A 26,717-nucleotide genomic window follows, 5' to 3' on the forward strand; every position below is an offset into this window, starting at 1 on the left:
GAACACCTTGGCCGGGAAGCCGTTTTTAATGACCAGTCTCAGTGTGAACCTCAACAAGGTTGCCCTGCTGCGCAACTCGCGCGGAGGGGGCGAACCGGACATCCTGCGCGCGGCGACAACCTGCCTGGATGCCGGTGCCCATGGCCTGACCCTGCATGCCCGTCCAGATGCACGCCACGCCCGCACCGATGATGTGCTGAAGCTGGCCCAGCTGTGCCGCGAACGCGGCGTGGAGTTCAACCTGGAGGGCAATCCCTTTGCCCCGGCGCGGGCGGGCTATCCCGGTTTTCTGGCGCTGTGCGAACGCGCCCAGCCCCATCAGGCGACCCTGGTTCCCGATGACGATGAGCAGCTGACCTCCGACCACGGCTTCGACCTGGTGGCTGACGCGGAGCGGCTTCGCCAGCCCATTGCCGCGCTCAAAGACATCGGCTGCCGGGTCAGCCTGTTTGCCGATGCCGATATCGGCCCGGGCCTGACCCGCGCCGCAGCGCTTGGCGCCGACCGGATCGAGCTTTACACCGGCCCCTACGCAGAAGCGCATGCGCGCGGTGAGGCGGGCGCGGCGCTGCCTATGTTCATTGCCGCCGCCGAGCGGGCGCAGCAGGCCGGACTGGGCGTCAACGCCGGCCATGATTTGAGCCAGGATAATCTCGGCGAATTCCTCGCCGCAGTCCCCGACGTGCTGGAGGTCTCGATCGGTCACGCGTTGATCAGCGAAGCCCTGTATCAGGGGCTGGCCAACACTGTGGCGAACTATCGGAAAATAGTCGCCGCCTGACGGTCTGGATCTGATCGATCGGACAAAAAAACGCCGCCCAGTGGGCGGCGTTCAACTTTCCGGCTGTTGTCCGATACGCCGCGCTGCAGGCGACGGCGTACCGGGGGCGGCCGTTATTTCTTGACGAAGCCGATCTTCAACATCTGCGCGTTCTTCGCTTCAGCCAGGACCTTGGCCAGGATTCCATATTCCGAATCCTGTGCCGCGTCGATCTCCAACGTCGGCTGGTTGCCTGGATCACGCTGGACCTCGGCTTCCATCATGTTGCGCAGAGCGGTCATTGGCGTTGGACTGTCATTCCAGAATACCTGACCGGCACCATCGATCCGCAGCCGGATTGGCTCCGGCGGATCAAGCCGCTGCTCCGGTGGCGTTTCGGAGCGCTGCGGCAGGTCGATATCGATGGGATAAGACAGCTGCGGCGCGGTCACCATGAAGATGATCAGCAGAACCAGCATCACGTCCGCAAGCGGAATGATGTTGATTTCAGCCATTGGGCCTTCGCTGGAGTTGGAACTGAACGCCATCGTGGATCTCCGTTGTTACTCGCGGGTGGCGACGAAGCCGACCTTGCGCATGCCCTGGGCCTGCGCAATGGTCACCACCTCGTTGATCGTGCGATACGGGGTGGTGCGGTCGCCGCGCACGTTCACCGGTGGCTGCGGCGTCTTCTGCGCCTCCACCGAAAGCGCGCTTTCCAGCAACTCGCGTGTGACCGGCTGGTCATTGAGGAAGATTTCGCCGTTTTCCCTCACTGCGATGGTGATGGGCGGAGCAGGCGGTGCCTGGTCGGGTCGATCTTCAAGATCGGCCCGGGGCAACTCGACTTCAACCTTATGCGCCATCAGTGGTGCCGTCACCATGAAGATGATCAGCAGCACCAGCATCACGTCGACCAGCGGCACGACGTTCATCGCCGCCATCGGCTCGCCGCCACCTTGGTTGGCACTGTAGGACATTTGCGGCCTCCCTCAGTCTGTCCGGATCAAGCCTTCTTTGCAGGTGCCGGGGCGGGAACTTCACCCACGCGCGAACCGATCGCAAAGAAGTCGTGCAGGTCATGGGCGAAGGTATCGAGCTTGTTGTTGAGCATCCGGTTGGCACGGTTGAAGAAGTTGTAGCCAAGCACTGCCGGAATGGCCACGCCCAGACCGATCGCGGTCATGATCAGCGCCTCACCCACCGGACCGGCAACCGCGCCGATGTCGGCCTGGCCGCTGGCGCCGATGCGGATCAGGGCGCGGTAGATGCCCCACACGGTACCAAGCAGACCAACGAACGGAGCGATCGAGCCGACGGTAGCCAGCAGGGTGAGGCCGGACTCCAGACGCAGCGATTCACGCACCACGCCCTGGCGCAGCGCACGGTCGACGTACTCGGAGCGGGTCAGCGATTCAACCAGGCGCGAGCCTTCGTGGCGCTGGTGGTGGGCAGCTGCCTGGGCAGCATCAAGGGCGACCTTGGAGAACGGCTCGCTCGGACGCTGTTCTTCCATGAAACGGATGGCGTCCTGTGCGTTCGGGGTTTCCCAGAACGTGCGGATCACGCGGTCGGAACTGCCTTTGAGGCGCTGGTTCTTGATCAGGTTGAAGATGATCCAGTAGATCGAAAGCGCGGACATCACCAGAAGGGTGATCAAAGCCGTCCAGCCGACGATGTCCAGATGGGTGATCATGTCGGCGAAGCCCATCTGCTGCAGCGCTGCTGCGCTGTCGGCGGCTCCGGTAGGGGCGTTGGTGGTTTCCTGCAGCATGACGCTTACCTTTGAATGTTGAAGGTGGAGTTGGTGAATCGGGGATGGAACTGATGGATCTTGTGGAAGCTGTGGTGCCCGCGATCAGTCGAGGTTGAAGTCGACCGGAACGCGCACGCGCCCGGCAGATGCAACACCATCAATCTGGGCCGCGTTGAAGCGCCACTTGCGTGCCGCCTGGATGGCTGCACGGTCAAGGTCACGGTTACGGCTGGAACGCTCAACCTCGACATCGGTGACGTTGCCCTGGGCATCGACGCTGATGATGAGGATCACCGTACCGGTAATGTTTGCGCGCAGCGCGGACGGCGGGTAGCGCGGCGGATTCATGGCTCGCGAAGACACGTCAACGCTGGCCTCGATGGCGGTCGGCGGTGCCGGCGGCGCAGGCGGTGTTGGCGGCGGCGCGGGCGTATCCATCGGTGAGGGCGTGTCGAACACGACCGGCGGATCATCCGGCGGCGGCGGCGTCGGCGTTGGCGCCGGCGGCGACAGCTCCTTGATCTCCGGCGGCCGCTCTTCTTCAGGCGGCGGCGGCGGCGGTGGGGGCGGCGGCGGCGGCGGTTCGATAATCACTACCTGGGTCACGTCATCCCGTTCCGCATCGGCGGCAGGAGGATTGACGGGAGCCAGGAGCAGCAGCACGGCGGCCACATGGAAGGTGATCACCATGGTGAAGCCGGCGATACGCGCCCAATCCAGGCCTGGGTCCTGGCCCGTCTCGGTGTTCGGCAAGCGTTGCGTCATGCGGAAAAACTCGAGTCTATCCGGACGTGCCGCCCGGTTCTGGTGGTTCGGAAATCCCGTTGCGTTTCTGCGACGGGAAATTCCAAGTCTATACCAATCCTGCTACGCGTTACCAACCAAAATGGGGCAACGATTGGCACATGCGAAAGCACTTGCGGATCAGTTTCCGATGATGCGCTGTGCATCTTCCGGACGCTTCACACCCTTGGACAGCGCCTGCCTTGCAGCGTCGGCTGCTTCGGCTTCGCGTCCTTCGCCGTACAGGATCCGGGCCAGGTTGAGGTAGGTTTCGCCGCTGCTGTCCAGCGGGGCGGCCTTGCGATAGGCCTCGATCGCGGGTTCCACCTGGTCGGAGAAGTAATTCGCCTGGGCGAGTGCCAGGTAGGTCTGGTGGTTGCTCTCGAGCACGCCCTTTTCCAGGCCGTCGTTGATCACGGCGATGGCTGCCGCTTCGCCGCCATCGGAGTTCAGGTGCAGGGCCATGAGGTTGCGGTACTCGCGATCCTCGGTCAGCTGGCCGCTGGCACGCAGCCGCTCCATCACCTCGATTGCCTTCGCGTTCTGGTCGGCCTGCATATACATGCTGGCCAGGTTGAGCTGCGAACGCTTGTCATCCGGTGCGGCTCCGGCGATCTGTTCGGCAAGGGCGGTAGCTTCCGCATCCTGGCCAGTTTCCATGTAGGCGGCCATCAGCAGCTGAGTCCAGCTTGCCTGCGGACTTTCCGCGGTGTCGATCGCCTGACGCAGCACCGGAATGGCTTCGGCGAAGCGATCCGCCTGGTACAGCAGCTGGCCGTGCAGGATCAGATCGTTGGCGTCGGTGCTGCCGGACTCGGCAAAGTAGCGCTCCAGCAGGGTCAGGGCCTGTTCGGTCTCTTCGTCCTGGGCGTGCAGCTGGACCAGCATGAACATGGCCTGGAAATGGTTGTTGTTGTCGAGCCCGTTCAGCTCGACGGCCTGGGCCGTATAGCGCTTGGCAGCCTCCATGTCGTCGGCGTTGTACGCCGCATGGCCTGCCATCTGGGCAGCGAACGCCCGGTCGTAATCGTTCGCGCGCTCCTGGCCAAGGATGTCTTCGGCGTGCTCCAACACCTTGTCGAACTCGTCATCCTGCATCGCGGTGTTGAGGCGGTTGAGCCGCTGCGACATCCGGGTGGAGGCGGTTTCGCCGGGCGCCTCGCGCGTGGCGTTCGGATAACGTTCTTCGACTTCCTGCTTGGCGCTGGATCCACGCCGGCTGCGCTGGCACTCGTCGGCAGCAGCCTCGGTGACGACGGGCGACATGGCTGCATTGGCTTCGGCGGCAGGTGCGCCGGCAAGCGCAGCGGCAACGGCCAGGGCAATCAGGGCGGGAGCATGGGTGATGGATTTCATGGGGTTACCTTCTATCTCTGGACGACATCCGGGTGTCCGGACACATCGGAAAACTGGATTCTGGCACAGGACCGGCTGCGGAACAGCGGTCGCCAGGGGAAATGGACCGCTGGTCAGCCGCAGTTTGGCGTGCGGCCGGAGCCGCGGGCCTGCTCGTACACCGGCACCAGGCCGGCGGCACGGGCCTGCAACTCACTGATACGCGATTCGGGATTGGGATGGGTCGACAGCCACTCGGGAGGCCGGCTGCCACCTGCCCCGATCATGTTCTGCCACAGGTCCACGGCCTTGCGCGGATCAAATCCGGCGCGGGCCATCAGGTCCTGGCCAACCACGTCGGCTTCGGTTTCCTGGACCCGCGAATTGGGCAGCAGGAACAGTCCCTGCGCCGCAGCGCCGCTGAGCTGGGAGGCCGTCTGGCTGGCACCCTCGCCGTAGCGGGAACCGACCACTGCGCCCACGAGGCCTACGCCGGTCTGTGCGCTCATTTGCCGGGTAATACGCTCGTCGTGGTGGCTTGCGATCACATGGCCGATCTCATGGGCCACCACCGCCGCCAGCTGGTGCTGGTCACGGGCCACGGTAAACAGGCCGGTGTTCACACCCACTTTCCCGCCGGGCAGGGCGAAGGCGTTGGGGCTGTCATCGACAAATACCGCGGCTTCCCAGGCGATCTGGCGCTGATCGGCAGGCAGTTCGCGCACCAGCGCGTTGACCACGCAGCTGAGATAGGTGCTCTGCTGGCCGCCGGCCACGCGCTGCTCGCCCTTCATCTGGGTGAACGCCTGGGCGCCGAGCTGGTTGAGCTGTTCCTGCGACACCGCGCCCACGTACTGGGTGCGGCCGGTCGGCGAGGTGGTGGTGGCGCAAGCGACGGTCACCAGGGCGACCGTCAGTGCCAGAACAAGCTTCTTCATGGAGGTTTTCCCTGTCCCTGTGCCCGAGGGCTTTGCAGCCGTTGTAATCGGCTGCGGCTGAAGAACATGTAAATACCGCCCGGGGCCGGCGAAAAAAAGGCCGGCCCGGGCAGCGACCGGTCAGACGTCCAGGTTGGACACCTTCAACGCGTTGTCTTCGATGAATTCGCGGCGCGGTTCCACCACATCACCCATCAGGATGCTGAAGATCTGGTCGGCGCCCACGGCGTCCTCGATCCGCACCTGCAGCAGACGGCGGGTGTCGGGGTTGACCGTGGTGTCCCACAGCTGCTCGGGGTTCATCTCACCCAGGCCCTTGAAGCGCTGGATCTGCCGGCCGCGCTTGGCCTCGTCCATCAGCCAGGCATGGGCCTGGGCGAAGTTGGTGACTGAATGGGTGCGGTTGCCGCGCAGGATCATGGCCCCTTCGCGGATCAGGCCGTGCAGCAGCTCGGCGGCGTCGCGCACGGGCTTGAGTTCGCCGCTTTCCAGCACAGCCAGCGGCAGCACGTGGCGCTGCTCCATGCCCATGTGGCGACGGGTGCCCACCAGCGCCACGGGGCGTCCGTCGGCATCGGTCTGCAGGTCCAGCGAGTACACCGGCCGGCCGGCGCCGCCTTGGTTCAGGCGCGCTGCCAGGGCATCGAGCTCGTGGCGCTCGTCGATGTTCTCCACGACGATGTCAGGATCCAGCGGGGTGAAGTCGATCAGGGCCTCGATCAACGCCGGATCGTGACGATGGGCGTTGCGGGCGATCGCTTCCTGGGCGCGGGCGTACACCAGCAGCAGGTTTACCAGCGCCTGGCCTTCGATCGGCGGCTCGCCTTCGGCCGGCACCAGCGAAGCGCCTTCAACCGCATTGGAAGCCAGGTACGCGTTGAGCGCCGAGTCGTCCTTCAGGTACAGCTCGTTCTTGCCCTGCTTGATCTTGTACAGCGGCGGCAGGCCGATGTAGACATGGCCGCGCTCGATCAGCTCCGGCATCTGCCGGTAGAAGAACGTCAGCAGCAGGGTGCGGATGTGGGCGCCGTCCACGTCCGCGTCGGTCATGATGATGATCTTGTGGTAGCGCAGCTTGTCCGGATCGTAGTCGTCCTTGCCGATGCCGGTACCCAGCGCAGTGATCAGGGTGCCAACCTGGTCGGAGGACAGCATGCGATCAAACCGGGCGCGCTCGACGTTGAGGATCTTGCCGCGCAGCGGCAGCACCGCCTGGTTCTTGCGGTTGCGGCCCTGCTTGGCCGAGCCGCCGGCGGAGTCACCCTCGACGATGAACAGTTCCGACAGCGCCGGATCCTTTTCCTGGCAGTCGGCCAGCTTGCCCGGCAGGCCGGCGATATCCAGCGCGCCCTTGCGACGGGTCAGGTCGCGGGCCTTGCGTGCGGCCTCGCGGGCGCGGGCGGCATCCACCGCTTTCTCGGTAATCGCCTTGGCTTCGTTGGGGTTTTCCTGGAGGAATTCCTCCAGACGGGCACCAAAGGTCTGTTCGACAGCCGGTCTCACGTCGGATGAGACGAGCTTTTCCTTGGTCTGCGACGAGAAGCTGGGGTCCGGCACCTTCACCGACAGCACCGCGATCATGCCCTCGCGCATGTCATCGCCGGACAGCTGCACCTTGGCCTGCTTGGCGACGCCGTTCTGCTCGATGTAGTTGCTGAGCGTGCGGGTCAGCGCGGCACGGAACCCCTGCAGGTGGGTACCGCCGTCCTTCTGCGGAATATTGTTGGTGAAGCAGTACATCGTCTCCTGGTAGGAATCGGTCCACTGCAGGGCCACTTCCACCACGATCCCGTTCTGCTCGCCGGATACCGCGATCACGTTCGGATGCAGCGGCGTCTTGAGCTGGGCCAGATGCTCGACGAAGGAGCGGATACCGCCTTCGTATTCGAACGTGTCCCGGCGCTCCTTGCCTTCGTCGTCTCCGCGCTCGTCCACCAGGGTGATGCGCACGCCGGAGTTGAGGAATGACAGTTCGCGCAGGCGCCGGGCCAGGATCTCGTACTGGAACTCGGTGTTGGTGAACATCTCCGTGGACGGCTTGAAGCGCAGCACCGTCCCGCGGCGGTCGCCCGCCGGCCCCACCACCTTCAGCGGGTACTGGGGTTCACCGTGCGCGTATTCCTGGCGGTGATGCTCGCCGTCTCGCCAGATGTCCAGCGAAAGATGCTCGGACAGCGCATTGACCACCGAAACGCCTACGCCGTGCAGGCCGCCGGACACTTTGTAGCTGTTGTCGTCGAACTTACCGCCTGCGTGGAGCACGGTCATGATGACCTCGGCGGCGGACACCCCTTCTTCCTTGTGCACGTCGACGGGGATACCGCGGCCGTTGTCGGACACCGAAACCGATCCGTCCTGATGGATCGTGGCCACGATTTCATCGGCGTGCCCGGCCAGCGCTTCGTCGACGGCGTTGTCGACCACTTCGAACACCATGTGGTGCAGGCCGGTGCCGTCGTGCACGTCACCGATATACATGCCGGGCCGCTTGCGCACGGCTTCGAGGCCGCGCAGCACGGTGATCCGGCTGGAATCGTAGGAAGTATTCTCGACTTCCGGCGTATCGGGAGTGGTTTCAGTCATTCGTGTATCCGGGTTGGCTGGAGGCTCAAGCGCGCTTGCAGCGCGCCATCGCCCGCCCAGCGCTCGCAGGGGGCTTAACCGATGAATTATAGCATTGGCCCTGCCCTGCCCCTCTGGGCAGCCAGTGAGGCTCTTCAGGCTCTACTGACCCTGCCGTGTTCCACGTGGAACACGCACGCCGATTGGCCTCCGGCTGCGTCCGGAGCGTCGGTGCCGGTGACGAACACCTGGGCCCCGCTGTCCGCCAGCGTGGCCAGCACCCGGCCGCGGTGACCCGCATCAAGTTCGGATGCCATGTCGTCCAGCGCCACCACCGGCCACTCACCCAGCTGCCCGGCCAGATGCTGCGCCTGCGCCAACAGGCACGACAGGGCGGCGAGCTTGGCCTGTCCGCGTGACAGGGCTTCGCCATGCGGCATGGCCGTGAACTCCACCCGCCAGTCCGCGCGATGCGGACCGATGCTGGTGTGTCCCAGCATCCGGTCCCGATCCCGCGCCAGCAGCAGCGCATCTGCCAGGGGCATGCTTTCCCGCTTCCAGCCGGGTAGAAACTGCATTCCGGCGTGACCGAGCATCGGTGCGATCTGGGCAGCGGTCTTCGCCAGCACGTCCTGCAGGCTGTGCAGGTAGGCCTCACGGAAATCGGTAAGCCCCTCCCCCGCCGTCACCAGCTCCAGATCCCAGACTTCGAGCTGGTCCGAGGGCGCGCCCTGCTTCAGCAGCGCATTGCGCTGCCTCAGGGCCCGGGCGTAGCGCCGCCACAACGGGAGGAACGCTTGTTCCACGTGGAACAGGCCCCAATCCATGAATCGCCGACGCGGATCCCCGCTGCCGCCGACCAGGGCATGACTGCCGGGCTCGAACGTCACTACCTGCAGCGCAGCACACAGATCTCCGAGCTGGGTCACCGCTTGGCCGTCCAGGCGTCCCTGCCAGCTGCCGCCAGAATGCCGCAGCCCGGCACGACGCTCCCGCCGGGTGCTGTCCTGGGACCACTCGACATAGATCTCCAGCGCCTCGGCGCCGGTGCGGATCAAGCCATCACGCACCCGCCCGCGAAAGCTGCGCCCGTATGCCATCAGGTGCAGCGCCTCGAGCACGCTGGTTTTTCCGGCACCGTTGTCGCCGAGCAGCAGGTTGAGCCCGGGAGCCGGCTCAATCTCCACCTGTTCCAGCCGCCGGAGATCCCCCACACGCAGCCGCGTCACCCGCACCGAAGGCCTCGGCGGGTTGAATCCCAGGGATGAAAACGCCCGGACTCGGCCGGGCGTTTTTGTTTCACGTGGAACATCATCTCTGTCACAGGCGCAGCGGCATCACCACGTGTCGGCACTTTTCACTGCTCGCCTCCCGCACCAGTGCGGATGAGTTGGCGTCACGCAGCTGCAGCACCACGTCTTCGTCCCGCAGCGCGCCGAGCGCATCCAGCAGGTAGTTGACGTTGAATCCGACTGCCAGGTCGTCAACCGTGGTTTCGGCCTCGATCTCTTCCTGGGCCTCTTCCTGCTCGGGGTTGTGGGCGCTGATCTTGAGCTGTCCAGGCGACACTTCCACCCGCACCCCGCGGTACTTCTCGTTCGACAGGATCGCTGCGCGCTGCAGCGCGGCACGCAGGACTTCGCGATTCACCTGGACTTCGCGGTCGGCGCCGATCGGGATCACTGCCGCGTAATCCGGGAACCGTCCGTCAATCAGCTTGCTGGTGAAAGTGACATCGTCACGCTTGACGCGCAGATGGCTGCGATCCAGTTCCAGCTCCAGCTCGCGGTCCCCGCCTTCCAGCAGGCGCTGCAGCTCGGTGACGCCCTTGCGCGGCAGGATGATCTGGCGCTTGGTGGAGATGTTGGCTTCCAGCGGCGCTTCGCACAGGGCCAGGCGGTGGCCATCGGTGGCGACGCAGCGCAGGCGGTCTTCGCCAAGGTCGAACAGCAGGCCGTTGAGGTAGTAGCGCACGTCCTGCTGGGCCATGGCGAACGAAGTCCGCTCGATCAGCTCCTTCAGCGCCGCTTCCGGCACCCGGATCCGCTCCGTGGTTTCAACTTCGTCAATTGCCGGGAAGTCATTGGCTGACAGGCTGGCCAGGCTGAATCGGCTGCGGCCGGCTTGAACGGTGATCTTGTCGCCGGCCTGGCTGACCGTGACCTTGCTGCCATCAGGCAGGGCGCGAACGATTTCGAACAGTTTGCGCGCCGGAATGGTGACTTCGCCGTCCTCGGCGTCGTCAACCTGGGTGCGGGCAACCATTTCCACTTCCAGGTCGGTGCCGGTCAACGACAGCTGACCATCCTGGACCTGGGCCAGCAGGTTGGCAAGCACCGGCAGGGTCTGCCGCCGTTCGACGACGTTGACCACCTGGGTCAGTGGCTTGAGAAAGACTTCGCGTTGGAGGCTGAAACGCATGCCGGTGGGTTCCCCTTAGCTCTACCAGTTTTTGTATAAGAATCAAAAGCTGGTGGTGGTGGTGTCGCCGAAAACGCTTGATAAGTACTTCAAACTATTGATTTACAACGAAAATATTGCCGTAACAACCAAGTGTACAACTTGCCCTGGAGGGTGGTTGCAACCTGTGGACAACTTTCGCGCCTGTAAATTATCCCAGACTTGTCCACAGCTTGCCCCCGACTTTGTCATTCAGGCGTTACGGGGCATGAAAAAAGCGCTTATTCACTGAGTTTCCGGATCAATTTATCCCAGTCCTCGCGCAGCTTGCCGTCCGTTTCCATGAGCTTGCGGATCTGTCGGCAGGCGTGCAGAACGGTGGTGTGGTCGCGACCGGCGAACGCATCGCCGATCTCGGGCAGGCTGTGCTCGGTCAGCTCCTTGGACAGCGCCATCGCCACCTGGCGCGGACGGGCCAGCATCCGGGTGCGTCGCTTGGACAGCAGGTCCTTGATCTGCAGGCCGTAGTAGTCCGCCACGGTCTTCTGGATGTTGGCGATGCTGACGCTCTGCATCTGCGAGCGCAGCAGGTCGCGCAGGGTTTCCTGGGCAAATTCCGCGGTGATCGTGCGTCCGGTGAAGTTGGCCCGCGCAGCGAGCGTGTTCAGGGCCCCTTCCAGGTCACGCACGTTCGAGCGCATGCGTTTGGCAATCAGGAAGGCCACATCCTCGGGGATCTGCGCGCCGCGCTCCTGTGCCTTCGACAGCACGATCTGGGCACGGGTCTCGAAGTCCGGCGGATCGATCGCCACCGACAGCCCGGACGCCAGGCGCGACTTCAGCCGCGGCTCCAGGCCTTCCACTTCCCGCGGAAACCGGTCGCAGGTCATGATGATCTGCTGGCGGCCCTCGAACAGCGCATTGAAGGTGTGGAAAAACTCCTCCTGGGTGCGCTCCTTGCCGGCGAAGAACTGGATGTCATCGATCAGCAGCGCGTCGACCTCATGGAACTGGCGCTTGAACGCGTCCATGGCCCTTTCCTGCAGGGCTCGCATCATCGCGTTGAAAAACTGGTCCGAACGCAGGTACAGCACCCGCACCGAGGGGTTGAGCTCGCGCATCCGGTTGCCGGCGGCAAACATCAGGTGGGTCTTGCCCAGCCCGGTGCTTCCATACAGCAGCAGCGGATTGTGGGCGCGATCGCCCGGGTTCTCGGCCGCGTGCCAGGCCGCGGCGCGGCCGAGCTGGTTGCTGCGGCCCTCGACGAAGTTGTCGAACGAGTAGTGGCTGTCCAGATTGCCGTGGAACACCGGACCGGCCGGCGTCGGCACTGCCAACGGCTGCTGCACCGGCGCGCTGGGCCGCGGCATGGAGCCGATTTCCAGCGATACCTCGTCGTTGCCGCCGAAATGGCCGAGCAATTCGCGAATGCGGTCCAGATAGCGCGAACGGACTTCGTCGCGCACGAATGCGTTGGGCGCATACAACACCATGGTGTTGTCACGGCGCGTCGCCTGCAGAGGTCTGAGCCAGGTGTGGACGTCTTCGGCCGGCAGTTCGGCTTCCAGTCGTTCGAGGCAGCGGGGCCAAGCTTCCATGTATGTATGATGCGTCTTGCTGGGCAGGCGCCGTCCACGGCACAGCCCCGGGTCAATGACCGGGGCAACCGGATGGGCGCGGAAGCCGCAGACTACCACCGCCCTCCGGGTGGCGCATCCAGCTTCGGCACGCCGGTTGACTGGGTGCTGCCGGCGGCGCTATCATCGCTGGTTCGTTTAGCGCAGCGTAATGCCGCGCCCCCGCACGAGAAATTACAGAAATGGCTACCAAGCGCACTTTCCAGCCCAGTAACATCAAGCGCAAGCGCGACCACGGCTTCCGTGCCCGCATGGCGACCGCGGACGGCCGCAAGATCCTGGCCCGTCGCCGCGCCAAGGGCCGTCGGCGCCTGTCGGCCTGAGGCCGCACGTTGCGGGCGGCCGCCATCCAGCGGTCCCCGCGACGATCCAGACCGTGTCTGCAATGAGCGCTGCCTTTCCGAGGCAGGCGCGTGTCCGTGCGCGTGCGCATTTTGACCGCGTGTTCGCCGACAATCGACGCACCGCGTCGCCATTGATAGCCCTTCACTGGCACAGCGACGGCGAAGCGCCGCAGCTGGGCCTTGCCGTGTCCCGCAAAGTGGATCCGAACGCGGTGGGCCGCAACCGCATCAAGCGCCAGCTGCGTGAACAGTTCCGCCAGCTGCGCTCCCAGCTGCGCCCGGGCAGCTATGTGGTCGTAGTCCGCCCCGCCGCCGCCGCCGCCACCGGCGCACAGCTGCGCGAAGGCCTGCGGGCCGTGCTGCAGCGGGCCGGCGCGTTGCCCGTCCAGCCGGTGGGCGTCACAATGCCCGGCGATTGTCCTGCATCCGCATCCCCCCGATCACCCGCGCCGGACCCTTCCGGCGACTGAGCTTGGCTGCCCGATGAACCAGACCCGCACTCTCCTGATCTTCGCCTGGCTGATGGTGGCCATCCTGCTGTGGATGGAATGGCGCAAGGAAGACAATGTCCAGGCCGCCCCGCAACTGCCGGTCGCGGCCGAGGGCGTCGGCAGCAACGCGGTGCCTTCATCGGTGCCCGCCCCCGGCGGCGCGGTGCCGGACGCGTCGAACGTGCCTCTTGCCCCGCCGGCAGCCGACGGCGCGGTGCCCACGGTTGAAGCGAGCGCTTCCCCGGCCCAGGCAACCGGCAACACGGTGACCGTCATCACCGACGTGCTGCGCCTGACCCTGGATCAGGGCAACGTGGTTGACGCCGCGCTGCTGGGCTACCCGCAGACCCGCGACGAGGACAGCCCGCCGGTCAAGCTGTTTGATACCGACCCCTCGCGCTGGTACGCCGCGCAGAGCGGATGGGTCAGCCAGGCCCAGGCGGCGCCGACCCACGAGGCCGGCTTCGTGAACGAGGGTGGCCAGCGCGAATACCGCCTGGAAGAGGCTGGCGAAGAAGTGGTGGTTCCGTTCCTCTGGCAGGGCCCGGACGGGGTGACCATCCGGCGCACCATCACCGTGCGCCGCGGCTCCTATGCGATCGACGTGCGTGACACCGTCATCAACGCCGGCGACAGCCCCTGGCAGGGCTATATCTATCGCCAGCTGTCGCGGGTTCCGCCCAACATCAGCCGCGGCATGACCAATCCGGAGTCCTTCAGCTTCAACGGCGCGACCTGGTACAGCGACGAGGAAGGCTATACCCGGCGTCCGTTCGCCAAATTCCTCAATGATGGCGCGATCAACCTGCAGGCGACCGAGAGCTGGACCGCGATCCTGCAGCACCACTTCTTTACCGCCTGGATTCCGCAGCCCGAAGACCGCACGGTCATCTCGGTGCACGAAGACGGTCCGCGGCACCTGGTGCGCCAGCTCGGTCCGGGCCTGTCGGTGGCCGCCGGCCAGGAAGCCAGCGTTGATGCGCGCCTGTGGGTGGGACCCAAGCTGGTTGAGCAGATCAAGGCCCAGGGCGTGCGCGGCTTTGACCGGGCGGTCGACTATTCGCGCTTTTCCGCCTTCGCTTTCCTGGGCGAGTGGCTGTTCTGGCTGCTGGACAAGGTCCACGACCTGGTCAAGAACTGGGGCTGGGCGATCGTTGGCCTGGTGATCCTGATCCGCATCGCGATGTATCCGCTGTCGGCGGCCCAGTACAAGTCGATGGCCAAGATGCGCCGCTTCCAGCCGCGCATGGCCCAGCTCAAGGAACGCTACGGGGACGACAAGCAGAAGTTCCAGATGGCGATGATGGAGCTGTACAAGAAGGAAAAGATCAACCCGGTGGGCGGCTGTCTGCCGATCCTGCTGCAGATGCCGATCTTCTTTGCCCTGTACTGGGTGCTGCTGGAATCGGTGGAACTGCGCCACGCCCCGTGGATGGGCTGGATCCAGGACCTGACCGCACCCGACCCGTGGTTCATCCTGCCGGTGATCAACATCGCGGTGATGTGGGCCACGCAGAAGCTCAGCCCGATGACCGGCATGGATCCGACCCAGCAGAAGATCATGCAGCTGATGCCGGTGATCTTCGGCGCGATCATGATCTTCTTCCCGGCGGGCCTGGTGCTGTACTGGGTGACCAACGGATCGGTGGGCCTGGCCCAGCAGTGGTGGTTCCTGCGCCGCTATAGCGGTGATCCGCCCAAGCCGGACCAGCCCTCCAAGCCGCAGCCGCCCAAACCGGCCAAGGCCTGAATCCGGCGGGTGCCGACCACGCGGTCGGCGCCCGTCTGCGCAGCAGCGCCATGCACAGCCCCGCCGTGACCGCCGCCCAGGACACCATTGTTGCCATTGCCACCGCTGCCGGTGCCGGTGGGATCGGGGTGGTGCGGCTGTCTGGACCCGCCGCCCGCACCATTGGCGAAGCACTTTGCGCCCGGCCGCTGCGTCCGCGCCATGCCCACCACGTCCACCTGCACGAAGAAGACGGCGCCGTGCTCGATGACGGCATCGCCCTGCTGTTCGCCGCGCCTGCCAGCTACACCGGCGAGGATGTCGTGGAACTGCAGGCTCATGGCAGCCCGGCCGTGCTGCATCGGCTGGTGGATCTGTGCCTGTCGCACGGCGCCCGCCGTGCCAGGCCGGGTGAATTCAGCGAACGCGCCTTCCTCAACGGCCGCTTGGACCTGGCCCAGGCCGAAGCGGTCGCCGACCTGATTGCCGCCGCCGACCTGCGTGCCGCCCGCGCCGCCCGCCGCGCCCTGGACGGGGAGTTTTCCAGCCGGGTTGAGTCGATCACCGAGCGCATGCTGGCCCTGCGGGTGCACGTGGAAGCGATGATCGACTTCTCCGATGAACCGTTGGAGACCCTGGGCGGTGACGAAGTGGCCGCGCAGCTCGGCGAAATCGCCGGTCAGCTGGATCAGCTGCTGGCCGCGGCCGAACGGGGACGGCGGCTGCGTGACGGCCTGCACGCGGTGATCGTGGGCCCGCCCAACGCCGGCAAGAGCTCCCTGCTGAATGTCCTGGCCGGCAGTGAACGGGCCATCGTGACCGATATCGCGGGCACCACCCGGGATCTGCTGGCAGAAACCGTGCGCGTGGCCGGCGTGGAGCTGACCCTGGTCGACACGGCCGGCCTGCGCGAGGGTGGCGACGCCATCGAGCAGGAAGGCATGCGCCGGGCGCGCAGCGAGCTGTCGCGCGCCGACCTGGCGATCGTGGTCGTGGACGGGCGCGACCCGGATGCAGGCCGTGCGGCGGTCGCCGATGCCATCCACGGCGTGCCCAGCGTGCTGTGGCTGTGCAACAAGGCCGACCTGCTGCCGGAGCCGGGCCAGGACGACGCGGACACGCTGTGGATTTCCGTGCGCAAAGGCACCGGCCTGGATCGGGTCCAGGCACGCTTGCAGGCCCTGGCCGGAGTTGACGGCGCAGAGGGCGGCGGTGAATTCACCGCGCGTGCGCGCCACGTGCAGTCGCTCACCGCAGCCGCTGCGGCGCTTGAAAACGCCCGCGCTCACCTGCACGCGGAGGTGCTGGAGCTGACCGCCGAAGCGCTGCGTGAAGCACACGACCATCTGGGAGAGATCACCGGCAAAATTGCGCCGGATGATCTACTGGGTCACATTTTCGCGACTTTCTGTATTGGCAAGTAATCTGTCTGGGCGCTTCGGAGTTGACAAACCGCCGCCGCTGTCGCGTCCTACACGCGCGTATGAACGCATCTGCAGGGGGAGTTACTGATGTTGGGGAATGAATCCGGGCCATTGCGCCCGCGTTGGTTGAAAATTTCACTGGCCGCCGCATTGGCGGCGTCGCTGGCCGCATGCGGCGGTGATCCGGCCGGCCCGGAACAGGCCGTGCCGACGGCGGACGACGCCGCAGCACCAGGCGACGCACCGGCTGCGGCTGCGCAGCAGGACAGCGGGGACGCCCATGAGGGGATGAGCGTGGAAGAGCTGCGCGCGGCGGCCGGCAAGGCCTATGCCGAGAGCCGCCTGTACGCACCTCCGGGCGACAACGCGCTGGAGTATTACCTGGCCCTGCGCGAGCGGTTGCCCGGGGACGCGGCCGTGTCCAGCGTGCTGACCGACCTGCTGCCGATGACGGTGATCGCCACCGAGCAGAGCCGTGATCGGGAAGATTACGAAGAGGCCCGCCGCCTGCGCGTGCTGATCGAGCGGGCCAGCCCGGGGCATCCCGCGCTGGCCCGGCTGAGCGCGTCCATTGACGAGGCCGAAGAGCGCAGCCAGCAGCAGATTGCCCAGCAGGAGCTGACCGCCGAACAGGAAGCCGATCGCCAGCGTCAGCTGCAGGCCGAGCGGCAGCGCCAGCAGCAGGAGCAGCAGGAAGAAGCGGCACGTCAGGCCCAGGAGCAGGCCGAGCAGGAAGAATCGGAGCAGCAGGAAGCCGCGCAGCGCGCAGAACGCGAGCGCGAAGCCGCCCGCGTGGCGGCCGAACAGCGTGCTGCCCAGCAGCGCGAGGCTGAAGCGCAGGCTGCCGCCCGCGCGGCGGCGCCCGCCGTGTCCGACGTGCGTCCGATCAGCACGCCGGCACCGCGCTATCCGCCCGAAGCGCTGCGTGCCGGGCAGTCCGGCGAGGTGATGGTGGAATTCACCGTCAACCAGGACGGCACCGTCGCCAACGCGCGGGTGGTGCGCGCGGATCCGGCCCGGGTGTTCGACCGCGAAGCAGTGGCCGCCGTGCGTCGCTGGCGCTTCGAGCCGGTGGCCGAACCGGTCACCACCCGGCGCACGATCGGATTCAACCCGGGCGACTGAGTTTCATCGCACGGTGGGCTGATGCCTTGATGAAAGACGCCCGGCAATGCCGGGCGTCGTGCTTTGCAGAGAGCGGTATGCCCGATGGGTTCAACCCCGCATTAACCCCGCCGGATCAGGCCGAGACCGCGAGCTTCTCCTGCCGGTAGCGCGCCACCGCACCCAGCCACAGCAGCGTGGCCAGGCCGAATCCTGCCGCCAGGTAGACCGTCCAGGTCAGCGGATCAATCGCTTCGGCGCGGATGATCTTCAGCAGCAGCTGGTTCTGGGCCAGGAACGGCACCGCGTACTGCCACATCTCGCTTTTGACCGGATTGACCATCAGCACGAAGGCCGGAACCATCGGCAGCAGCATCAGCCAGGTCATGTGGCTCTGGGCTTCCTTCATGCTCTTGGCCGAGGCCGCCAGCAGGCTCAGCAGCGCGGTGCCGATGAACAGCATGGGCACCAGGACCAGCAGCATGCGCAGCATGGCGCTGAAGCTGACATCAAGCATGCTGGCTGATTCGCCCAGTTGGGCGCTGGCCTTGAGCGCAAGCAGGGTCAGCAGCAGTGAGGCGAGACCCAGCAAACAGGCGGCCACCATCTTGCCGCTCACGATGGCCCCGCGTGCGGCGGGGGTAGCCAGCAGCGGTTCAAGCGACTGGCGCTCGCGCTCGCCCGCGGTGGCGTCGAGGATCAGATACGCACCGCCGAGGAAGCTGCTGAGGATCAACAGGTAGGGCAGCAGCAGCGACAGCACCATACCGCGGCTGGCCTCCTCGCTGGCCAGGTCGCGGTGGCCGATGCCCAGCGGCCGGGTGATCGACGGATCGATGCCGCGGGCCACCAGTCGCAGTGCACCCACCTGCTGCCCGTAGGTGGCCAGCGCGGTGCGTACCCTGGACACCGGGATCTCGGCGTTGCGCCGGGTGGCGTCGTGGATGATGTCGACCGGGGCAGGGCGCCCGGCGCGCCAGTCGGCGTCGAACGATTCGCCGATCTCCAGCGCCACGTCGACCTGCTGGCTGGCAATCGCCGCGCCGATGTCTTCCGGCGGTGCGACCGCACGGATCCGCTGCGAAGCGAGGAAATCGACCAGGTTGGGCGCCCGTTCGGCCCCGATCACCGGCAGCTCCAGCTCCGACTCGAGCTGGGTTTTCATCCGCATCTCGCCCAGTGAACTGACCCCCAGCATCATCAGCGGGAACATCAGCGGGGTGAACAGTACGGCCATGGCCACGGTGCGGCGGTCGCGGGTGATGTCCAGCAGCTCTTTGCGCATCACCGCCAGCATTGATGTGAAGAATCCAGCGCTCATGCCAGCAGGCCCTCCTCGGAGCCGATCGCCTTGACGAAGGCGTCTTCCAGGTTGCTTTCACTGAACCGCGTGCGCAGCTCGTCGGCACTGCCGGCAGCCACGACCCGGCCCTTGGCGATGATCACGATCTCGTCGCACAGGGCGGCGACCTCCTGCATGATGTGGCTGGAAAAAATCACGCAGCGCCCCTGTGACCTGAGTTCAAGCAGGAACTCGCGCATCGCCCGGGTGCTCATCACGTCCAGGCCGTTGGTCGGCTCGTCCAGGATCACGTTGCGCGGATCGTGCACCAGGGCGCGGGCAATCGCGGTCTTGGTGCGCTGGCCCTGGCTGAAGCCTTCGGTGCGCCGGTCCAGGAAGTCGTCCATGTCCAGCTGCGCCGACAGCGCCCGGGTACGCTCGTCGATCACGTCGCGCGGCAGGCCGTGCAGCTGGCCGAAGTAGGCGATGTTCTCGCGCGCGGTCAGGCGCTTGTAGATGCCGCGGGCGTCGGGCAGCACGCCCAGCACCCGCCGGACCGAGGCCGGATCAGTGGCCGCATCGATGCCGTCCACCCGCACCTGTCCGCTGTCGGGCTTCATCAGGGTGTAGAGCATGCGCAGGGTGGTGGTTTTGCCGGCGCCGTTGGGGCCGAGCAGGCCGGTGATGCGGCCGTCGCGGGCGCGAAAATCCACCCCGTCGACCGCCTTCACCGTACCGGTGCGGGTCTTGAATGCCTTGTGCAGCTGCTGTGCTTCGATCATGGCTCAGGGCTCCCAGCCGTTGAATGAGGTGAAGGGCGGCACCGGACGCACGTCTTCCAGGCACGTGGTGTCCAGATCGTGGGCGTTGGCCGATTCGACAAACTGGCCGAGCAGCCTGGGCATGCAGCCGACCGCCAGGGTGCCGTGGCTCTGGCCCTGCAGCACCAGGTGACGGCCGTTGGGCAGACCGGGCAGCACCTGTTCGGCGTATTCGGGCGGAGTGACCGGGTCGAGCTCACCGGACAGCAGCAGGGTGGGCACGTCGGATTCGAGCGGCTCGGTGTAACCCGCGTGCGGCGTGCCGGCCGGCCACACCTGGCAGGCGTTGAACAGCATCTCGGCCGCTTCCGGACCGAGGATGGTGTCCGCATCAGCATCGGGCACGTGGCGGGGCGCATCCTCGGCGCACACCACCGACCACTGCATGCCGCGGTTGAGCATGTCCTGCATCTGGTCGTTGGCCAGCGCGCTGAGCGCCATCAGTGGGCCGTAGCGTCCCTCGGCCGCTTCGTCCAGCAGCAGCGGCAGCATGGACACCGTCTGCGGGGCATAGGAGAAGAAGAACGCCAGCCCGGTCACCGTATCGGCGGTGATGGTGTCCTGCTGCGGCTCATGGGTGCGCGGATGGTGGAAGTCGACCTGCACCGGTGCGGTGCGCAGCGTCTCCAGCAGTGCGCGCAGACTGGTGCGCAGATCGCCGCCGAAGCGCTCGCGGCACTGCGGGTCCGCTTCGCAGTAGCCGGACTGGATCTGCAGGGCGCGATCAAACGTGCGGTCGAATTCGCCCCCGACCACCAGGTCGTTGGGCGCGACGCCGTCGATCACCATCGTTCGTACGTGTTGCGGGTACGCGCCCGCGTACTGCTGCGCCACCCGGGTGCCGTAGGAGCCGCCCACCAGGTTGATCTGCTCCACCCCGAGCGCCTGGCGCACCGCATCGAAATCGACAATGGCGTGGCCGGTCGTATACATGCGTGGATCGGCGCGGCCCTCCATCGAGGCCAGGCAGGTCTGGACGTAGGGCAGCATCGCCTCTGCGGACACCATGGCTTCCGGGTCCAGCGGGATGGTGTCGCCATCGGCGTCCAGGCAGCTGAGCGGATTGGAACTGCCGGTGCCGCGCTGGTCGATGAGGATCAGGTCGCGCTGGCGCCGCACCTGGCGCAGCGACTGGTTGATATGCCAGGCCAGGGTGGTGGCGGCCTGGCCGGGACCGCCGGCAAAGAAGAACACCGGATCGTCGGTGCCGCCGGACGCGCTGGTGGCCGGCAGCCAGGCGATGTTGAGATTGAGCGTGCGCCCATCCGCCGCGGCAGGATCCTCGGCGACTTCAAGGACGCCACAGCGGGCATCGATCGTGGTCTGGGCCGTGCCGCTGTCCAGCGTGCAGGGCTGGAACGTGATGTCGCCAAACCGGAAGCCCGTCTCTGCCGGAGAGTCCTGCGCGCTGTCTGTCTGGCCGGCGGTCATCGGGCCGCAGCCGGCCAGGGCCAGCGCCAGCAGGGCCGCTGCGGCGCGGGGCGCAGGGTATCGGAGCCTGGGTGTCATGGAGTGTCCTCGTCGAACAGGAAGATGGATTCAATCGATTCGCCAAACTCGCGGGCAATGCGGAACGCCAGCGGCAGACTGGGATCGTACTTGCCGGTTTCGATCGCGTTGATGGTCTGCCGTGAAACGTCCAGCTGATCACCCAGCCGGGCCTGCGACCAGCTGCGGGCTTCGCGCAGCTCGCGCACGCGGTTGTTCACGCGTAGCGCCGGGCGGCCAGCCAGGCGAACAGGCCGTACAGCCCCGAATAGGTCGGCAGAACCATGATCAGCGCCATGTCGGCGCGCATTGGCAGCAGACCGGCGCTGACCAGCAGGCCGAGGCTGAAGCTGCCCAGGGTCAGGACAAGCGCAGCGAGCGCGGCTCCGTCGAGCATGATCCGCCTTTGCAGCTCGTCGCTGTCGCGCACGAAACGCATGATCGCGCGCCCGGCCGCGGCCACCGGCACCACCGGCGCCAGTGCCAGCAGAACCCGCAAAGCGGTGGCGTCGACATGCTTCAAGGCCCAGATGGACAGGAACAGAACCACCACGTAGGCGGCCATGGATGAACCGAATTCGCGCCTGTAGCGGCTGGCGATCTGCTGCATGGGAATCCTGTGTCAAGGAAGCTTGACTAAAAGCATGGGCCGCAAGGTGTTGCCTGTCAAGTGACCTTGACACCTATCCTGCGGCGGTGCCTGCCGACGGACAAGCGTTGGCATCCAACAGCCGCTGCTCCAGCGCGTGCAGGTACTCGTCCAGCATCAGCGCCCCGGCGGCGTCGTGCACCAGCGACAGGCTGTCGCGGGCTTCGTCCACGCCTGTCTTGGCCGCTACCAGTTTTCCTTCCAGCATCGCCAGCTCCGCGTCCAGCCAATTCAGGTAGGGCGTCAGGTCGAGCAGGCTGCGTCCTCCGCAGTGCGCGCGCCACGCGCGCAGCTGCCGGACATCGCGGGTGATGAGCGCTGCGTATCCGGCCAGGCTCACGGCAATGGCAGGTTGAATCGCCTCCGGCAGATCCGCATAGCGCCTGGCAAGATCTTCCGCAGCGCGCGCGGCGGACCGAGCGTCGCCGCTGTCCATTGCGTGGTTCAGCCGCAACGAGTCCGCGCTGGCGGCAAGCAGCAGGTTGGAGCCATCGGGAGTGGTGTTGGGGACAAGGGCGGCAGGCCACAGGCGCGGCCGCACGCCGGCCACGCTCAGCGCGACCATCTGATTCACCTGTTGCTGCAGAGCTGCGTGGGGGCTGTCGCGCACCAGGTCAAGCAGGCCCATTCCATCCGACCGCCAGCCGTCCGAGTTGATCGGCAGCAGGTTCCCCACGCCCAGCACCAGTGCTGACAGGCCAAATCCGGTCGCCATGCCGGAGGCCCATGGTGTCGCGGCAGGCAGCCCGGCGAGCCACAGCACGAGCGCGGCCGTGGCCAGGTTGGCCAGCGGCCCACCCGCGAGCACCAGCGCCTGGTCGAGCCGACCCGGTTCGCGGCCGACCCGCGGGAACATCGCCGCGAATCCCGCCATCCCGCGGCCGCCACCGTTGCGCATCCGCCAATGCCCCTGGCTGCCGCGCTCCAGCCGCAGCGGACCGATGCCGAACGCAACCAGGTCCATCCCGCGGGCCACTCCGGCCACCGCGTGGCCGGCCTCGTGCAATACCAGGTTGGGCCACATCGAGATGAAGAAGGCGACGATGGCCCACACGCCGATGTCCGGCATCCACTCCAGGCCGAAGTACGCCGTGCCAGCACCTACCGCCGCGCCGCCGGCCAGAAACGGCAGCAGGCCGAGGATGCCGCGGATCAGGCTGCGCCCTGATGCACCCGCCGCCGGTCTGGGTGATGGTGGCGGCAGCGGGCTGGCGGTCATTTGCTGCTGACGTACTTCTCGCGCCGGATCTGCGGCACCGCCAGGCCGTGTTCCTTCAGGGCCTCGAAGCAGGCATCCACCATGTCCGGGTTGCCGCACAGATAGGCCAGGTCGGTGTCGCCGCTGGGGGAGAATTCATCCAGGAACTGCTGCACGTAGCCGTGGCGCACGTCGGGATGGTCCTGGAAGGAGCCAGGTTCCGGCAGCTCACGGGAGAAGCAGGGCACGAAGCGGAAGCGCGGATGCTGGGCGGCAAACGCGCGGAATTCATCCCCGTACAGCAGCTCGGCCGGACTGCGCGCACCGAACAGCAGCACCACCTCGATGTCGCGTTCGGCCATCTGCTGTTCCAGCAGCGGCAGCATCGCGCGGTACGGCGTGACCCCGGTGCCGGTACCGATCAGCAGGTAGCGCCGGTTGGCGTCGTTGGGCATCAGGCAGAAGCGGCCGAATGGCCCGCTGACCTGGATCACTTCGCCGACTTCAAGGGCTTCAAACAGCGCCGTTGCCGCGCCGCCGGTCACGTAGCTGACGGCGATCTCCACCGTCGCATCGGCGGGGGCGACCGGATCGCGCACCGAAGCCAGCGAATAGCTGCGCTTGGTGGCCGTGCCGTCGGCGTACTCGAAGTGCACCTGGACGAACTGGCCGGGGATGAAATCCAGCGGCTCGCCATCATCGCGCACCAGATCCAGATGCACGACGGCCGGCGCGATCATGCGGCGGGAAACGAGTCGGAGGGGGAAGTTCTTTTTGGCCAATGTGATGCAACGCAATGTCGCACGGGCACCCGTGCGCAGCCGCCTATACTAACGGGATGACTCAAATTCCACATGGTGACGCGCCGGCCCTGTCCGTGCGCGACCTGCGCAAGACCTATCCTGGTGGCGTCGAGGCGCTCAAGGGCGTTTCGCTTGATGTCGCCCCGGGCGACTTCTATGCGCTGCTTGGCCCCAACGGGGCGGGCAAGAGCACCCTGATCGGCATCATCTCCTCGCTGGTGAACAAGACCTCCGGCGACGTGTCGGTGTTTGGCGTGGACCTGGCGCGCGATCGCGACGCCGCCATGCGCCTGATCGGCCTGGTGCCGCAGGAAATCAACTTCAACATGTTTGAAAAGCCCGTCGACATCCTGGCCAACTACGCCGGGTTCTACGGGATTTCCCGGCGCGAGGCGCTGAAGCGGGCCGAGCAGGAGCTTCGCTCCGCCCAGCTGTGGGACAAGGCCGAAGTGATGAGCCGCACCCTGTCAGGAGGCATGAAGCGCCGGCTGATGATCGCCCGGGCGATGATGACCCGGCCCCGGCTGTTGATCCTGGACGAGCCCACCGCCGGCGTGGATATCGAGATCCGCCGCGGCATGTGGCGCACCCTGCGCGAGATCAACGCCGCCGGCACCACCATCATCCTGACTACCCATTACCTGGAAGAAGCGGAGAACCTGTGCCGCAACCTGGCCATCATCGACCACGGCCGGATCGTGGAGCAGGGCCCGATGCGCAACCTGCTGGCCAAGCTGGACGTGGAAGGCTTCCTGCTGGACGTGGAAGGCGAGCTGCCGGCCGTGCTGCCGCAGGTCCAAGGTGTCCTGGTCTCGGCCCACGACGGGCACACCCTGGATGTGGATATGCCGCGCTCCATGGACCTCAACCGGATTTTTGCCGCGCTGGATGAAGCCGGCCTGCGGGTGCGGTCCATGCGGCCCAAGGCCAACCGGCTGGAAGAACTGTTCGTGCGCATGACCGGCGAGGGCGCACCGGGCCCCGGTGCAGGTGCCCCGAAGACACCGGAGCGTGCGGCATGAGCAACAACCTGCGCAACAACCTGGTCGCGCTGGGCACCGTCAGCCGGCGCGAGATCATGCGGATCCTCAGGATCTGGAGCCAGACCCTGGTGCCGCCGGCGATCACCATGACCCTGTACTTCCTGATCTTCGGCGGCCTGATCGGCAGCCGCATCGGGACCATGGACGGGATCAACTACATGGACTTCATCGTCCCCGGGCTGGTGATGATGAGCGTGATCCAGAACAGCTACGGCAACATTTCCTCCAGCTTCTTCGGCGCCAAGTTCGGCCGTCATGTCGAAGAGCTGCTGGTCAGCCCGATGCCGCCGTGGGTGATCCTGGGCGGCTACGTGGCCGGTGCGGTCGCGCGCGGGCTGATGGTGGGCGTGATCGTGCTGTGCGTGGCGATGCTGTTCACTACCGTGCGCATCCCGCATCCGTGGATCACCCTGACCACGGTGCTGCTGGGCGCAACGATCTTCTCGCTGGCCGGCTTCGTCAATGCCGTGTTCGCCAAGAAGTTCGACGACGTGGCGATCGTGCCGATCTTCATCCTCACCCCGCTGACCTATCTGGGCGGCGTGTTCTATTCGGTCTCGCTGCTACCCGGCTGGGCCGAGAAGATGACCTACGCCAACCCGATCTTCTACATGGTCAACGCGTTCCGCTATGGCCTGCTCGGACGCGGCGACGTGCCGCTGTGGGTGGCCTATGCGCTGATGCTGTTCTTCGTGGTCGCGCTGGGATCGCTGGGGCTGTGGCTGTTGAAGCGGGGCGTGGGCCTGCGCAGCTGACCGGACCGGCGTCGCAGTTCCGGATGCCGGCGGCCGGGCGCGGGGGCGGCCGCGGTATGCTCGCCGCGTACGTACAGGGAGGGGAGTCCCGATGTCACGTTCGCGTATCCAGCTGCTGCGTTTGCTGCCAGGCATGACGGTCCTGGCGCTGGCGCTGGCCGCCTGCAGTGGGGAAGGGCCGGAAGAGGGTGCGGCGACCGGATCCGATCCGGCGCCGATCCCGTCCGCACCCGTCCAGCCCGAGCCCGCCCCGCAGCTGTCCGAGAAGATGCCCGTCGAAGGACTCGAGCCCGATGGCCGCATCGCGTCCTGGGCGGTGGCGGTGCAGATTGGAGCCACCATGCAGGCGCTGTCAGCGGCTTGCGATCACCATGATGACTCGACCCTGCGCGCGGCGCGCGACGACCAGCGCGCACAGATGGTGGCCACGGGCGTCGACGGGGAGCGCGTGGACGCGGTGTGGGACTGGGCTGCGCATCATGCCGAGCAGAAGATCGCCGAGCAGCCCGCCGCGGAACTGGAAAGCGGCTGCGCCCGGCTGATCGATATGGAAGAGGAAGCCCAGCGCCTGGGCGAGGCGATGCGCTCGGCGCTGCCCGGGTCCTGATCAGCCTCCGGGCTCAGCGGGCTGGCAGGCGGAAGAAGGCTTCGGCGGTGGCGGTGGTCGCCGCGGCGGTGGCCTCGATGGTTTCGCCCCGGTCGCGGGCCAGCTCGGCCAGGATGTGCGGCAGGTGCATCGGCTCGTTGCGCCGATCCTTGGGCCTGGGTGACAGCGTGCGCGGCAGCAGATACGGCGAATCGGTTTCCACCATCAGCCGGTTGGCCGGGATGTTGCCGACGATCTCGCGCAGGTGCTGGCCGCGGCGCTCATCGCACAGCCAGCCAGTGATGCCGATGTGCCAGTCCTGGTCCAGGTAGTCGAACAATTCCTCGCGGGTGCCGGTGAAGCAGTGCACCACCACCGGGCCCAGCCTGCCTTCGAACTCCTTCATCACCGCGATGAAGTCCTGGTGCGCATCGCGCTGGTGCAGAAACAGCGGCTTGCCGGTCTCCACGGCGATTTCCAGCTGGCGCTCGAACGCCCGCCGCTGCGCCGGGCGTGGCGAGAAATCGCGGAAGTAGTCCAATCCGGTCTCGCCCACCGCCACCACTTCCGGATGCGCGTGCAGGGCGCGCATCTCGGCGTCGCATTCGGTGGTGTACTCGCTGGCGTGGTGCGGATGCACGCCGGCGGTGCCGAACAGCTCGCCCGGATGCGCCTGCACCAGCTCCAGCACCCGCGGCGACTCCGCACGGCTGGCCCCGGTGACGATCATCCGGGCAACGCCGGCTTCGCGCGCGCGCTGCATGACCGCTTCGCGGTCGTGGTCGAAACTTTCGTGGGTCAGGTTGACGCCGATATCGATGAGCTGCAT

27 protein-coding genes are annotated in these 26,717 nt (G+C 66.4%); 9 read left to right on the forward strand and 18 right to left on the reverse strand.

Features of this window, described 5'->3' with window-relative positions:
- Positions 1-28: 28 nt before the first annotated feature.
- The gene (locus tag WCE59_RS03070; protein WP_343257239.1) at positions 29-781 is read left to right on the forward strand and encodes a pyridoxine 5'-phosphate synthase; all 753 of its coding nucleotides are present in this window, start codon (positions 29-31) and stop codon (positions 779-781) included.
- Positions 782-894: 113 nt separating this feature from the next.
- On the opposite strand, the gene WCE59_RS03075 is transcribed toward WCE59_RS03070, so the two are convergent.
- The 10 genes from WCE59_RS03075 to dnaA all read right to left on the reverse strand — a co-directional run bounded on the left by WCE59_RS03075 (position 895) and on the right by dnaA (position 12,132).
- A complete protein-coding gene (locus WCE59_RS03075) occupies positions 895-1,308 on the reverse strand; it encodes an ExbD/TolR family protein (protein ID WP_343257240.1) in 414 nt (137 codons plus the stop codon).
- Between the two features lie 15 nt (positions 1,309-1,323).
- Positions 1,324-1,740, reverse strand: coding sequence for an ExbD/TolR family protein (locus WCE59_RS03080; protein ID WP_343257241.1), 417 nt, complete (start codon positions 1,738-1,740; stop codon positions 1,324-1,326).
- Between the two features lie 26 nt (positions 1,741-1,766).
- On the reverse strand, positions 1,767-2,534 hold the full coding sequence (locus tag WCE59_RS03085; protein ID WP_343257242.1) for a MotA/TolQ/ExbB proton channel family protein: 768 nt from the start codon (positions 2,532-2,534) through the stop codon (positions 1,767-1,769).
- Positions 2,535-2,618: 84 nt separating this feature from the next.
- Positions 2,619-3,281, reverse strand: a complete 663-nt coding sequence (locus tag WCE59_RS03090; protein WP_343257243.1) for an energy transducer TonB — start codon at positions 3,279-3,281, stop codon at positions 2,619-2,621.
- 159 nt (positions 3,282-3,440) lie between these two features.
- Complete coding sequence (locus WCE59_RS03095) at positions 3,441-4,655, reverse strand: tetratricopeptide repeat protein (protein WP_343257244.1); 1,215 nt, start codon at positions 4,653-4,655, stop codon at positions 3,441-3,443.
- A gap of 113 nt (positions 4,656-4,768) precedes the next feature.
- On the reverse strand, positions 4,769-5,572 hold the full coding sequence (locus tag WCE59_RS03100; protein WP_343257245.1) for a M48 family metallopeptidase: 804 nt from the start codon (positions 5,570-5,572) through the stop codon (positions 4,769-4,771).
- A gap of 120 nt (positions 5,573-5,692) precedes the next feature.
- Positions 5,693-8,155 carry a DNA topoisomerase (ATP-hydrolyzing) subunit B gene (gene gyrB, locus WCE59_RS03105; protein WP_343257246.1) on the reverse strand — a complete coding sequence of 821 codons (2,463 nt, stop codon included), beginning with the start codon at positions 8,153-8,155 and terminating at the stop codon, positions 5,693-5,695.
- Between the two features lie 134 nt (positions 8,156-8,289).
- Entirely contained in the window at positions 8,290-9,369 is a 1,080-nt protein-coding gene (gene recF, locus WCE59_RS03110) for a DNA replication/repair protein RecF (RefSeq protein WP_343257247.1), read from the reverse strand.
- A gap of 85 nt (positions 9,370-9,454) precedes the next feature.
- Complete coding sequence (gene dnaN, locus WCE59_RS03115) at positions 9,455-10,555, reverse strand: DNA polymerase III subunit beta (RefSeq protein WP_343257248.1); 1,101 nt, start codon at positions 10,553-10,555, stop codon at positions 9,455-9,457.
- A gap of 260 nt (positions 10,556-10,815) precedes the next feature.
- Positions 10,816-12,132 carry a chromosomal replication initiator protein DnaA gene (gene dnaA, locus WCE59_RS03120; protein ID WP_343257249.1) on the reverse strand — a complete coding sequence of 439 codons (1,317 nt, stop codon included), beginning with the start codon at positions 12,130-12,132 and terminating at the stop codon, positions 10,816-10,818.
- 221 nt (positions 12,133-12,353) lie between these two features.
- Here dnaA and rpmH point away from each other — a divergent pair, with 221 nt between their 5' ends.
- The 5 genes from rpmH to WCE59_RS03145 all read left to right on the forward strand — a co-directional run bounded on the left by rpmH (position 12,354) and on the right by WCE59_RS03145 (position 17,284).
- Positions 12,354-12,494, forward strand: a complete 141-nt coding sequence (gene rpmH / locus WCE59_RS03125) for a 50S ribosomal protein L34 (protein ID WP_343257250.1) — start codon at positions 12,354-12,356, stop codon at positions 12,492-12,494.
- 62 nt (positions 12,495-12,556) lie between these two features.
- Positions 12,557-12,985: a ribonuclease P protein component gene (rnpA, locus tag WCE59_RS03130; RefSeq protein ID WP_343257251.1), complete on the forward strand. Its 429-nt coding sequence runs from the start codon at positions 12,557-12,559 to the stop codon at positions 12,983-12,985.
- Positions 12,986-12,998: 13 nt separating this feature from the next.
- Positions 12,999-14,756, forward strand: coding sequence for a membrane protein insertase YidC (gene yidC, locus WCE59_RS03135; RefSeq protein ID WP_343257252.1), 1,758 nt, complete (start codon positions 12,999-13,001; stop codon positions 14,754-14,756).
- Between the two features lie 65 nt (positions 14,757-14,821).
- On the forward strand, positions 14,822-16,159 hold the full coding sequence (gene mnmE, locus WCE59_RS03140) for a tRNA uridine-5-carboxymethylaminomethyl(34) synthesis GTPase MnmE (RefSeq protein ID WP_343257384.1): 1,338 nt from the start codon (positions 14,822-14,824) through the stop codon (positions 16,157-16,159).
- 87 nt (positions 16,160-16,246) lie between these two features.
- Positions 16,247-17,284 carry an energy transducer TonB gene (locus WCE59_RS03145; protein ID WP_449284087.1) on the forward strand — a complete coding sequence of 346 codons (1,038 nt, stop codon included), beginning with the start codon at positions 16,247-16,249 and terminating at the stop codon, positions 17,282-17,284.
- A gap of 115 nt (positions 17,285-17,399) precedes the next feature.
- Here WCE59_RS03145 and WCE59_RS03150 read toward each other — a convergent pair whose 3' ends face one another.
- The 7 genes from WCE59_RS03150 to WCE59_RS03180 all read right to left on the reverse strand — a co-directional run bounded on the left by WCE59_RS03150 (position 17,400) and on the right by WCE59_RS03180 (position 23,498).
- A complete protein-coding gene (locus WCE59_RS03150) occupies positions 17,400-18,584 on the reverse strand; it encodes an ABC transporter permease (RefSeq protein WP_343257254.1) in 1,185 nt (394 codons plus the stop codon).
- On the reverse strand, positions 18,581-19,327 hold the full coding sequence (locus tag WCE59_RS03155) for an ABC transporter ATP-binding protein (RefSeq protein ID WP_343257255.1): 747 nt from the start codon (positions 19,325-19,327) through the stop codon (positions 18,581-18,583). The genes WCE59_RS03150 and WCE59_RS03155 overlap by 4 nt, the downstream gene beginning before the upstream one ends.
- Positions 19,328-19,330: 3 nt before the next feature.
- A complete protein-coding gene (locus tag WCE59_RS03160) occupies positions 19,331-20,875 on the reverse strand; it encodes an alpha/beta fold hydrolase (RefSeq protein WP_343257256.1) in 1,545 nt (514 codons plus the stop codon).
- Positions 20,872-21,075, reverse strand: coding sequence for a helix-turn-helix transcriptional regulator (locus tag WCE59_RS03165; protein WP_343257257.1), 204 nt, complete (start codon positions 21,073-21,075; stop codon positions 20,872-20,874). Before WCE59_RS03165 ends, WCE59_RS03160 begins: the two co-directional genes overlap by 4 nt.
- Complete coding sequence (locus WCE59_RS03170) at positions 21,072-21,464, reverse strand: hypothetical protein (RefSeq protein ID WP_343257258.1); 393 nt, start codon at positions 21,462-21,464, stop codon at positions 21,072-21,074. Before WCE59_RS03170 ends, WCE59_RS03165 begins: the two co-directional genes overlap by 4 nt.
- A 73-nt stretch (positions 21,465-21,537) precedes the next feature.
- Positions 21,538-22,722: a M50 family metallopeptidase gene (locus WCE59_RS03175; RefSeq protein ID WP_343257259.1), complete on the reverse strand. Its 1,185-nt coding sequence runs from the start codon at positions 22,720-22,722 to the stop codon at positions 21,538-21,540.
- Positions 22,719-23,498 carry a ferredoxin--NADP reductase gene (locus tag WCE59_RS03180; protein WP_449284088.1) on the reverse strand — a complete coding sequence of 260 codons (780 nt, stop codon included), beginning with the start codon at positions 23,496-23,498 and terminating at the stop codon, positions 22,719-22,721. Before WCE59_RS03180 ends, WCE59_RS03175 begins: the two co-directional genes overlap by 4 nt.
- Positions 23,499-23,539: 41 nt before the next feature.
- Between WCE59_RS03180 and WCE59_RS03185 the strand changes: the two genes are divergently transcribed.
- The 3 genes from WCE59_RS03185 to WCE59_RS03195 all read left to right on the forward strand — a co-directional run bounded on the left by WCE59_RS03185 (position 23,540) and on the right by WCE59_RS03195 (position 25,909).
- Positions 23,540-24,526 carry an ABC transporter ATP-binding protein gene (locus WCE59_RS03185; RefSeq protein ID WP_343257260.1) on the forward strand — a complete coding sequence of 329 codons (987 nt, stop codon included), beginning with the start codon at positions 23,540-23,542 and terminating at the stop codon, positions 24,524-24,526.
- On the forward strand, positions 24,523-25,302 hold the full coding sequence (locus WCE59_RS03190; protein ID WP_343257261.1) for an ABC transporter permease: 780 nt from the start codon (positions 24,523-24,525) through the stop codon (positions 25,300-25,302). Before WCE59_RS03185 ends, WCE59_RS03190 begins: the two co-directional genes overlap by 4 nt.
- A 91-nt stretch (positions 25,303-25,393) precedes the next feature.
- On the forward strand, positions 25,394-25,909 hold the full coding sequence (locus WCE59_RS03195; RefSeq protein WP_343257262.1) for a hypothetical protein: 516 nt from the start codon (positions 25,394-25,396) through the stop codon (positions 25,907-25,909).
- 13 nt (positions 25,910-25,922) lie between these two features.
- Here the strand turns inward: WCE59_RS03195 and WCE59_RS03200 are convergent, their stop codons facing one another.
- Positions 25,923-26,717 (reverse strand): TatD family hydrolase, encoded by a 795-nt coding sequence (locus WCE59_RS03200; protein ID WP_343257263.1) that lies wholly within the window; start codon positions 26,715-26,717, stop codon positions 25,923-25,925.

The organism is Luteimonas qiangzhengi, assembly GCF_039548515.1.
Taxonomy (GTDB): domain Bacteria; phylum Pseudomonadota; class Gammaproteobacteria; order Xanthomonadales; family Xanthomonadaceae; genus Luteimonas.

Coding starts and splice junctions, on each gene's coding strand:
- WCE59_RS03070 (WP_343257239.1), top strand. CDS start 29: ATGACCAGTCTCAGTGTGAACCTCAACAAGGTTGCCCTGCTGCGCAAC.
- WCE59_RS03075 (WP_343257240.1), bottom strand. CDS start 1,308: ATGGCGTTCAGTTCCAACTCCAGCGAAGGCCCAATGGCTGAAATCAAC.
- WCE59_RS03080 (WP_343257241.1), bottom strand. CDS start 1,740: ATGTCCTACAGTGCCAACCAAGGTGGCGGCGAGCCGATGGCGGCGATG.
- WCE59_RS03085 (WP_343257242.1), bottom strand. CDS start 2,534: ATGCTGCAGGAAACCACCAACGCCCCTACCGGAGCCGCCGACAGCGCA.
- WCE59_RS03090 (WP_343257243.1), bottom strand. CDS start 3,281: ATGACGCAACGCTTGCCGAACACCGAGACGGGCCAGGACCCAGGCCTG.
- WCE59_RS03095 (WP_343257244.1), bottom strand. CDS start 4,655: ATGAAATCCATCACCCATGCTCCCGCCCTGATTGCCCTGGCCGTTGCC.
- WCE59_RS03100 (WP_343257245.1), bottom strand. CDS start 5,572: ATGAAGAAGCTTGTTCTGGCACTGACGGTCGCCCTGGTGACCGTCGCT.
- gyrB (WP_343257246.1), bottom strand. CDS start 8,155: ATGACTGAAACCACTCCCGATACGCCGGAAGTCGAGAATACTTCCTAC.
- dnaN (WP_343257248.1), bottom strand. CDS start 10,555: ATGCGTTTCAGCCTCCAACGCGAAGTCTTTCTCAAGCCACTGACCCAG.
- dnaA (WP_343257249.1), bottom strand. CDS start 12,132: ATGGAAGCTTGGCCCCGCTGCCTCGAACGACTGGAAGCCGAACTGCCG.
- rpmH (WP_343257250.1), top strand. CDS start 12,354: ATGGCTACCAAGCGCACTTTCCAGCCCAGTAACATCAAGCGCAAGCGC.
- rnpA (WP_343257251.1), top strand. CDS start 12,557: ATGAGCGCTGCCTTTCCGAGGCAGGCGCGTGTCCGTGCGCGTGCGCAT.
- yidC (WP_343257252.1), top strand. CDS start 12,999: ATGAACCAGACCCGCACTCTCCTGATCTTCGCCTGGCTGATGGTGGCC.
- WCE59_RS03145 (WP_449284087.1), top strand. CDS start 16,247: ATGTTGGGGAATGAATCCGGGCCATTGCGCCCGCGTTGGTTGAAAATT.
- WCE59_RS03150 (WP_343257254.1), bottom strand. CDS start 18,584: ATGAGCGCTGGATTCTTCACATCAATGCTGGCGGTGATGCGCAAAGAG.
- WCE59_RS03155 (WP_343257255.1), bottom strand. CDS start 19,327: ATGATCGAAGCACAGCAGCTGCACAAGGCATTCAAGACCCGCACCGGT.
- WCE59_RS03160 (WP_343257256.1), bottom strand. CDS start 20,875: ATGACACCCAGGCTCCGATACCCTGCGCCCCGCGCCGCAGCGGCCCTG.
- WCE59_RS03170 (WP_343257258.1), bottom strand. CDS start 21,464: ATGCAGCAGATCGCCAGCCGCTACAGGCGCGAATTCGGTTCATCCATG.
- WCE59_RS03175 (WP_343257259.1), bottom strand. CDS start 22,722: ATGACCGCCAGCCCGCTGCCGCCACCATCACCCAGACCGGCGGCGGGT.
- WCE59_RS03185 (WP_343257260.1), top strand. CDS start 23,540: ATGACTCAAATTCCACATGGTGACGCGCCGGCCCTGTCCGTGCGCGAC.
- WCE59_RS03190 (WP_343257261.1), top strand. CDS start 24,523: ATGAGCAACAACCTGCGCAACAACCTGGTCGCGCTGGGCACCGTCAGC.
- WCE59_RS03195 (WP_343257262.1), top strand. CDS start 25,394: ATGTCACGTTCGCGTATCCAGCTGCTGCGTTTGCTGCCAGGCATGACG.
- WCE59_RS03200 (WP_343257263.1), bottom strand. CDS start 26,717: ATGCAGCTCATCGATATCGGCGTCAACCTGACCCACGAAAGTTTCGAC.